Annotated in this window: 1 protein-coding gene; it reads left to right on the forward strand. The window is 60.2% G+C overall.

The genetic code is table 11. From position 1 onward, the window contains the following. Positions 1–482 (forward strand): hypothetical protein (locus NG653_RS14655; protein ID WP_252742457.1); only part of this gene is annotated, 482 nt, incomplete at both ends.

Consider the following 482-nt stretch of genomic DNA (forward strand, 5'->3'; position numbering starts at 1 on the left):
AACACGGACGACCAGCAGATCACCGACTTCAGCCTTACGGGCAACACCCTGACGCTGACCCTGGAGAACGGGGGCACACAAGATGTGGACCTTTCGGGCTATGTCTCCACCGATGACCAGAACCTGACCCTTAGCGGGAACACCCTTGGGATCGAGGACGGGAACACTGTGGATTTGGCCCCGTACCTGGACAACACCGATGACCAGAACCTGACCGGTGCCACCCTGACCGGCACAACCCTTCAGATCGATATTGAGAACGGAGCTTCAGCCAACGTGGACCTGTCCGCACTGGTGGGCACCGACGACCAGGGGCTTAGCCTGAGCGGCAATACCCTGACCCTTGAAGACGGGGGCAGCGTGGATCTGACCCCATACCTGGACAATACGGACGACCAGCAGATCACGGACTTCAGCCTTACGGGCAACACCCTGACGCTGACCCTGGAGAACGGGGGCACGCAAGATGTGGACCTCTCAGG

The sequence above is a fragment of the Robiginitalea marina genome, assembly GCF_024006985.1.
Lineage (GTDB): Bacteria > Bacteroidota > Bacteroidia > Flavobacteriales > Flavobacteriaceae > Robiginitalea > Robiginitalea marina.